The organism is Mesorhizobium sp. M7A.F.Ca.CA.001.08.2.1 (assembly GCF_003998455.1).
Classification (GTDB): Bacteria; Pseudomonadota; Alphaproteobacteria; order Rhizobiales; family Rhizobiaceae; genus Mesorhizobium; species Mesorhizobium ciceri.
On record NZ_RZPW01000293.1, the window covers coordinates 1 to 7,170 of the forward strand.

Consider the following 7,170-nt stretch of genomic DNA (forward strand, 5'->3'; position numbering starts at 1 on the left):
AGTGAAAGCGGCAATTGCCTCGATCCCGGAGAGCAAGCGCGTCGTCATCACCTCGCACGACGCCTTCGGCTATTTCGAACATGCATACGGCCTGACCTTCCTCGCCCCGCAAGGGGTGTCGACCGACTCCGAACCATCCGCCGCAGACGTTGCCAAGCTGGTCAATCAGGTGAAGCAGGACAAGGCGGCTGCGATCTTCGTCGAGAACATCACCAACCCGCGCCTGATCGAGCAGATCGCCAGCGAAACCGGCATCAAAGTCGGCGGCACGCTCTATTCGGACGCGCTGTCGCAGCCCGACGGCCCGGCCGCGACCTATATCGACATGATGCACAACAACATCCGTCAGATCAAAGGCGCTATTCTCGGCAGCTGAGTTTGAAGGATTGCCCAGCCGGGCCGCATCGGCCCGGTTGGATTTTCTGGCACGCAATGTCTATTTGGCAGAGAAATCCTTCGGCACGGATTGCCGCCCATGTCGGGGAGTGGCAAGACTGCCACCTGACCAGTTTGCGAGGATGCTGCCATGGAATACCGCGAAATCAGCGAGGACTATTCGGTTTCGGGCCAGATCCAGCCCGAAGACGTCGCCGCCATCAAGAAAGCCGGCTTCAAGAGCGTCATCTGCAACCGGCCCGATGACGAACAGCCGGGCCAGCCTTCTGCCGACACCGTCGGGGCAGCGGTCGAAGCCGCAGGCCTCGCCTTCCGCTACATTCCGGTGATCAGCGGCCAGATCACGGCCGAGAATGTCGAGGATCAGGCCGAAGCGCTCGAGGAACTCGACGGCCCGGTCTTCGCCTATTGCCGTTCCGGCGCCCGCTGCACCAATCTCTATGGACTGATCCAGCAGTCGAAGGGTTGAACGGCCCTTCCGTCATTAGGCTGGCGATCCTTCACACCCCCTCTGGCCTGCCGACGTATCAATGATATCCGCTCAGATTAAATCGGCAGCGCGCCGGTTTCCTTCAGCGTCTCCAGCACGATCGCCGTCTTCACGTGCTGCACGGATTCGTGCGGCAGTAGCACGCCGTTGACGAATTCCGACAATGATTTGAGATCCGGCGTCACCACTTTCAGGATGTAGTCCATCTCGCCGGTCAGCGCGTGCGCTTCCTGCACTTCGGGCAGCCGCGCCACCAGTTCGCCGAAGCGCCTTGCATTGTCGCGATTGTGGGTGGCGAGCGTGACCGAAATGACGTTGACCAGGGAAAAACCGAGCTTGTCGCGGTCGAGAACGGCGCGATAGCCCCTGATGAAGCCGTCCTCCTCCAGCCGCTGACGGCGGCGCGAGCATTGCGACGCCGACAGGTTCACCCGCTCCGAAAGATCGTTGTTGGTCAGCCGCGCATCACCCTGCAACAGTGCCATTATCTTGCGGTCGAACTGGTCAATGCGCGCCTCATCCATGGCTTTCCCTTACATCATGCACGCTTCACGCATGACATCATCATTTCAAGCGTTTGAATGCAAGCACCGTGCGCCTCCTCCGCGTTATCATCGTGTCAAATCGCCTTTTCAGGCCAGGCCAGCTTTCGGAGGAATATTATGGGTCCCTTCCCGCACGACGCCCCGCCCGCCAGGATCAGCAAGGACAACCCGGCCGGCACCGATGGGTTCGAGTTCGTCGAATTCGCGCATCCGGAGCCGCAAAAGCTGGCTGAGCTGTTCACCCGCATGGGCTATATCGCGGTGGCCAAGCACCGCACGAAGGACATCACCGTCTGGCGCCAGGGCGACATCAACTATGTCGTCAATGCCGAACCCGGCTCGCATGCGATGAAGTTCGTCGACAAGCACGGCCCTTGCGCCGCCTCGATGGCCTGGCGGGTGGTCGACGCCAAACACGCCTTCGATCATGCCGTTGCCAAGGGTGCCACACCTTACGAAGGTGCCGACAAGGCGCTGGACGTGCCGGCGATCGTGGGCATTGGCGGCTCGCTGCTCTATTTCATCGAGACCTACGGCAAGAAGGGCTCGGCCTATGACGCCGAGTTTGAGTGGCTGGGTGCGCGCGACCCGCGGCCGGAAGGCGTCGGCTTCTACTATCTCGATCACCTGACCCACAATGTCTATCGCGGCCAGATGGACAAATGGTGGGATTTCTACCGCAACCTGTTCGGCTTCAAGCAGATCCATTTCTTCGACATCGACGGCAAGATCACCGGCCTGGTCAGCCGCGCCATCACCTCGCCCTGCGGCAAGATCCGCATTCCGCTCAACGAGTCCAAGGACGAGACCAGCCAGATCGCCGAGTACCTGAAGAAGTACAATGGCGAAGGCATCCAGCACATCGCCGTCGGCACCGACGAAATCTACGAGGCCACCGACAGACTGGCCGAGAACGGGCTGAAGTTCATGCCCGGCCCGCCTGAAACCTACTACGACATGTCGTATGACCGCGTGAACGGCCATGACGAACCGATCGAGCGGATGAAGAAGCACGGCATCCTGATCGACGGCGAAGGCGTCGTCGACGGCGGCATGACCAAGATCCTGCTGCAGATTTTTTCGAAAACCGTGATCGGGCCGATCTTCTTCGAGTTCATCCAGAGGAAGGGCGACGAAGGTTTTGGCGAAGGCAATTTCCGCGCGCTGTTCGAATCGATCGAGCAGGACCAGATCAAGCGTGGCGTGATCAAGGTTCAGGCGGCGGAATAGCCATCGAACTCACTTGCGGCCCGGCCAATTATGACCTAAATTCTGGTCATAAGAGGTCGTCTATGAATATCCCCATGGCAAAAGCGAAGGCTCAGCTTTCCGAATTGGTGAAACGTGCCCAGGCTGGCGAAGAGATCCATCTGACCCGACATGGAGAGGTTGTCGCAACCTTGAGCGCTCCCGTTCGGGCTGGTGGGAGCAAAGGCTTGCTTGGCGCCCTGAAAGGCCAGATTTGGATATCGGATGATTTTGATGAACTCGGTCCCGAATGGGACGAGTATATTAAATGAGCCGCAGATATCTGGTCGATACCCATATTCTGCTTTGGGTACTCAACGCCGATTCACGTCTTTCGGATCATCATCGCGATATCTTTCTCACAGGCAAGGATGTGATCGTCAGCGCCGTCTCGGTGGCCGAGATCGCCATCAAGAAATCGCTCGGCAAAGTGACGCTCACAGGCGACATCGTGGACCTCCTGCGATCGAACGGGATTCCGATTCTCGGCGTAAACGAACTACACGCGGCGAGACTTGAACATCTGCCGCTTCACCACCGCGATCCCTTCGACCGCCTGCTTATTGCGCAGACCCAAATTGAAGGCCTGACGTTGATCTCCGCGGATCGGCAATTTTCAGCCTATGACGTCGTATTGGCCTGATCGCCCAAGCCCAGCCGCTTGACCTCTTTCGCCGGGCTGAAGAGACAATACCGCGCGGTAGAGTCGGTCGTTCGACCAGAGATTGTTGCCGGCCATGCTGCGCGGGTAGTCGGGCAGGCTCATCACGTCATCCGGTTGACCGCGACAGATACAAGCCCGCCCACATAACGACAAATCCAGCAAGAACGATCAGCAGCAACCAGTTCATACGCCGACGCATGCTCTGCGTTTCCGCGTCCCGCGCGACGGCCATGTTGGTGACGGTGTGGAACATCATCGCCTTGCGCGGAAAGCCGCTGCGGTTGGTCAGGTCGGGCGATCGCGCCTCGATGCGATAGCTCAGCCGGATCGCCTGGATAAAGACCGCCAGTATGGCGAGTGCCCAGACTCCAGCCAGCAGATAGACCCCCGTCATGCCCTCACCTCTCGTATTTCTCGACCTTCTGTTCGATGGCGCCGAAGATCGAATGCCCGGTTTTGTCCTTCATCTCGATGCGCACCGTGTCGCCGAAGCGCAGGAACGGCGTTTTGGGTTCGCCCGACACAATGGTTTCGATCATCCGCAGTTCGGCGATGCAGGAATAGCCGGCGCCACCGGCCGAGACAGGCTTGCCCGGCCCGCCGTCTAGCTTGTTGGAGACGGTGCCGGAACCGATGATCGTGCCGGCGGCCAATGGCCGTGTCCTTGCTGCATGAACGATCAGCGCAGGAAAGTCGAAGGTCATGTCGATACCGGCATTGGCGCGGCCGAACGGCTTGCCGTTGAGATCGGCAAGCAGCGGCAGGCTGACCTTGCCGCCGTCCCAGGCATCACCCAGTTCGTCCGGCGTCACAGCGACCGGCGAAAACGCCGAGGACGGCTTTGATTGGAAAAAACCGAAACCTTTCTCCAGTTCCGGTCCGGTGAGCGCGCGCAACGTAACGTCGTTGACCAGCATGACCAGTCGGATCGCTGCCTTTGCTTCTTCGAGGCTTGCACCCATCGGCACATCGTCGACGATGACAGCGACCTCGCCCTCCATGTCGATGCCGAAGGCTTCGTCAGCCGTGCGGATCGGATCACGTGGCGGAATGAAAGAATCCGAGCCGCCCTGGTAGATCAGCGGGTCGGTCCAGAAGCTCGCCGGCATCTCGGCGCCGCGCGCTTTGCGCACCAGCTCGACATGGTTCACGTAAGCCGAGCCATCGGCCCATTGATAGGCACGCGGCAGCGGCGAATGGGCGTCATGTTCGTGGAAGCGCTCCGCCGGCATCGCATTGTTCTCAAGCGATTCCGCTATTGTCGCGAGATGCGGGGCGATGCGCCGCCAGTCGTCGAGCGCCGCCTGCAGCGTGCGAACCAGGAACGAGGCGTCGGTGAAGCGTGTCAGGTCGCGCGAGACGACGACGAGTTTCCCGTCGCGCGTCCCGTCCTTCAATGTGGCAAGCTTCATGCGGTTTCCTCTCCTGCTGCAGCTTTGGCGCTGCTTAAGCCCACAACAAGACCGTCGCGGGCGATCGTCAAGTCGCCGTTCCAAGTTTTCCTGACAGCGGCAGTCCAGTCGGCCTCGCCTATCAAAGAATCGTCGGCCGGGATGAGATGGTTGAGCACCAATCTCTTCACGCCGGCATCGCTTGCGATGCTGCCGGCTTCTTCGGCAAAGCTGTGGCTGGCGAGCAGATGCTCTCTGAGCCGCGCACCATTGCCGGTCCTGGCCACCAGTCGCTCGATGCCTTCTTCCAGCATGGCTTCGTGGACGAGGATGTCGGCGCCTCGGGCAAAATCGGCGAGCGGCGGATAAAAGGCCGTGTCGCCGGAGAACACCACGCTTTTGGCGCCATGCTCGAAGCGAAGCGCAAAACAATCGGTCACCGGCGGATGCTCGACGCGCAGCGCCGAAACCGTCAAGCCGCCCTGCGCGACCACCTGGCCTTCACCGAATTCGCTGATCGACACCAGATCGCGAATATCCGGCCGGCCTTCGTCAACGATGCGGATCTCGATGTCGAACTCCATCGCCTGGCAAAAGCGCCGCCAGTAATGACCGGTGCCGGGCGGGCCGAACACGCCGACGGGCGTCGCGAGGCCCGCCGTCCAGGCGGTGTGGATCAGCGGCCCCAGTTCCAGCACATGGTCGGAGTGCAGATGCGTGATGAAGATCAGGTCGAGCGACTTCAGGCTGATGCCGGCATCGACCAGACCACGCGTCACGCCAAGGCCGCAGTCGACGACGATGCTGCGGCCGCCGATCTGCAGCAGCGACGAACTCGGCCATGGACCACCCGGCCGCAATGCCGGGCCACCCTTCGAGCCCAAAAGCACCAGCCGGTCCGGCATTGGCTCGGTGCTCAAGACCAGTCGCCCTCGGGGGTGCCGTTGAAACGCTTCTTCAGGTCGGCCCAGCAGTCGATGTAATTGTCCTGCCGGGTTTCGAGCTCGGCGCCGTAGCGGGTCAGCATCTGCGGAAATCGGGTCTCGAACATGAAGGCCATGGTGTTGTCGAGCTTGACCGGTTTCAGCTCCGCGCGCGAGGCCTTTTCAAAGCCAGGCGCATCCGGCCCATGGGCCAGCATCAGATTGTGCAGGCTGATGCCGCCGGGCACGAAACCTTCTTCCTTGGCGTCGTACTGGCCGTGGATCAGGCCCATGAACTCGCTCATGATGTTGCGGTGGTACCAGGGCGGCCGGAAGGTATCTTCGGCCACCAGCCAGCGCGGCGGAAAGATGACGAAGTCGATGTTGGCCGTGCCCTCCTCGCCGCTCGGCGCGGTCAGCACCGTGAAGATCGACGGGTCGGGATGGTCGAACAGCAGCGCTCCGACCGGTGAAAAGGTCGCCAGATCATATTTGTAGGGCGCGTAGTTGCCGTGCCAGGCAACGACATCCAGCGGCGAATGGCCGATCTCGGTGACATGGAAATTGCCGCACCATTTCACGATCAGCCGGCACGGCGTTTCCTTCTCCTCGAACCAGGCGCAAGGCGTCTTGAAATCGCGTGGGTTGGCCAGGCAATTGGCGCCGATCGGGCCGCGATCGGGTAACGTCAGCTTGGCGCCGTAGTTCTCGCAGACGTAGCCGCGCACTTCGGCGTCGACCAGCTCGACCTTGAAGACCAGACCGCGTGGCAACACCGCGATCTCGCCGGGCCGCAGCTCAATGACGCCCATCTCGGTGACGAAGCGCAATGCGCCGACTTGCGGCACGACCAGCAACTCGCCGTCGGCATTGAAAAAATGATCGTCCGCCATCGAGGTGTTGGCGACATAGACATGCGCCGCCATGCCGGTCTGCCCGAGCACGTCGCCAGCGGTTGTGATGCTGCGCATACCGGCGATGAAATCGGTCGGCTCCTTCGGCATCGGCACCGGGTTCCAGCGATACTGGCCGAGCGCCAGTTCATGATCGCCGACATTGGGCGCACTCTTCCACAAGGGATAGCTCGCCGCCTTGAAGCGGCCGGTGTGCTTGACGCTCGGCCGGATGCGGTAGAGCCAGGACCGCTCATTGGTGCCGCGCGGCGCGGTGAAGGGCGAGCCTGAAAGCTGCTCGGCATAGAGGCCGTAGGCCGGCCGCTGCGGCGAATTCCGTCCCTGCGGCAACGAGCCGGGCAGCGTCTCGGTCTCAAAATCGTTGCCGAAGCCCGGCATATAGGAAAAGGCCATTGCTTCCTCCCGAAATGGATATCAATTGACCAAACTGGTTTCATTTGTAACCATCGAAAATGTAACCATCAATGGCGGCTTTGAAAAATGGCGATCAGGAGCGAAGCGTCCGACGCGGCTGAAATTCTCAATCTGGAAAACTTCCTGCCCTACCGGCTCTACCGGCTTGCCGACGCCGTCAGCCGCGAATTTTCGAGGATATACAA

At 60.8% G+C, this 7,170-nt stretch carries 10 protein-coding genes and 2 pseudogenes; 6 read left to right on the forward strand and 6 right to left on the reverse strand.

Annotated elements, in window-relative coordinates; translation table 11 throughout:
- Both EN914_RS18175 and EN914_RS18180 read left to right on the forward strand, forming a co-directional pair.
- The coding region (locus tag EN914_RS18175; protein WP_164778784.1) for a metal ABC transporter solute-binding protein, Zn/Mn family at nt 1-376 on the forward strand (376 nt) is incomplete at its 5' end.
- A gap of 150 nt (nt 377-526) precedes the next feature.
- Nucleotides 527-865, forward strand: a complete 339-nt coding sequence (locus EN914_RS18180; RefSeq protein ID WP_013532310.1) for a TIGR01244 family sulfur transferase — start codon at nt 527-529, stop codon at nt 863-865.
- A 77-nt stretch (nt 866-942) separates the two neighbouring features.
- Here the strand turns inward: EN914_RS18180 and EN914_RS18185 are convergent, their stop codons facing one another.
- Entirely contained in the window at nt 943-1,410 is a 468-nt protein-coding gene (locus EN914_RS18185) for an Lrp/AsnC family transcriptional regulator (RefSeq protein ID WP_013532311.1), read from the reverse strand.
- Between the two features lie 138 nt (nt 1,411-1,548).
- On the opposite strand from EN914_RS18185, the gene hppD reads away from it, so the two are divergent.
- From hppD to EN914_RS18200, 3 genes are all read left to right on the forward strand, one after another.
- On the forward strand, nt 1,549-2,661 hold the full coding sequence (gene hppD, locus EN914_RS18190) for a 4-hydroxyphenylpyruvate dioxygenase (RefSeq protein ID WP_024505598.1): 1,113 nt from the start codon (nt 1,549-1,551) through the stop codon (nt 2,659-2,661).
- A gap of 74 nt (nt 2,662-2,735) precedes the next feature.
- Nucleotides 2,736-2,951: a type II toxin-antitoxin system Phd/YefM family antitoxin gene (locus tag EN914_RS18195; protein ID WP_395316750.1), complete on the forward strand. Its 216-nt coding sequence runs from the start codon at nt 2,736-2,738 to the stop codon at nt 2,949-2,951.
- Complete coding sequence (locus EN914_RS18200) at nt 2,948-3,322, forward strand: type II toxin-antitoxin system VapC family toxin (protein ID WP_024505599.1); 375 nt, start codon at nt 2,948-2,950, stop codon at nt 3,320-3,322. Before EN914_RS18195 ends, EN914_RS18200 begins: the two co-directional genes overlap by 4 nt.
- Before the next feature lie 27 nt (nt 3,323-3,349).
- Here EN914_RS18200 and EN914_RS39235 read toward each other — a convergent pair.
- The 5 genes and pseudogenes from EN914_RS39235 to hmgA all read right to left on the reverse strand — a co-directional run.
- A pseudogene (locus EN914_RS39235) lies at nt 3,350-3,445 on the reverse strand (damage-inducible protein DinB); the annotation flags it as partial.
- 4 nt (nt 3,446-3,449) lie between these two features.
- Complete coding sequence (locus EN914_RS18210) at nt 3,450-3,737, reverse strand: hypothetical protein (protein ID WP_024505600.1); 288 nt, start codon at nt 3,735-3,737, stop codon at nt 3,450-3,452.
- A gap of 4 nt (nt 3,738-3,741) precedes the next feature.
- Nucleotides 3,742-4,755 carry a fumarylacetoacetate hydrolase family protein gene (locus EN914_RS18215; RefSeq protein ID WP_013532316.1) on the reverse strand — a complete coding sequence of 338 codons (1,014 nt, stop codon included), beginning with the start codon at nt 4,753-4,755 and terminating at the stop codon, nt 3,742-3,744.
- Nucleotides 4,752-5,639, reverse strand: a complete 888-nt coding sequence (locus EN914_RS18220) for an MBL fold metallo-hydrolase (protein ID WP_032899759.1) — start codon at nt 5,637-5,639, stop codon at nt 4,752-4,754. Before EN914_RS18220 ends, EN914_RS18215 begins: the two co-directional genes overlap by 4 nt.
- Nucleotides 5,640-5,650: 11 nt before the next feature.
- Nucleotides 5,651-6,964 carry a homogentisate 1,2-dioxygenase gene (gene hmgA, locus EN914_RS18225; RefSeq protein WP_024505602.1) on the reverse strand — a complete coding sequence of 438 codons (1,314 nt, stop codon included), beginning with the start codon at nt 6,962-6,964 and terminating at the stop codon, nt 5,651-5,653.
- A gap of 87 nt (nt 6,965-7,051) precedes the next feature.
- Between hmgA and EN914_RS39240 the strand changes: the two are divergent.
- Nucleotides 7,052-7,170: pseudogene (locus EN914_RS39240) on the forward strand (MarR family transcriptional regulator); the annotation flags it as partial.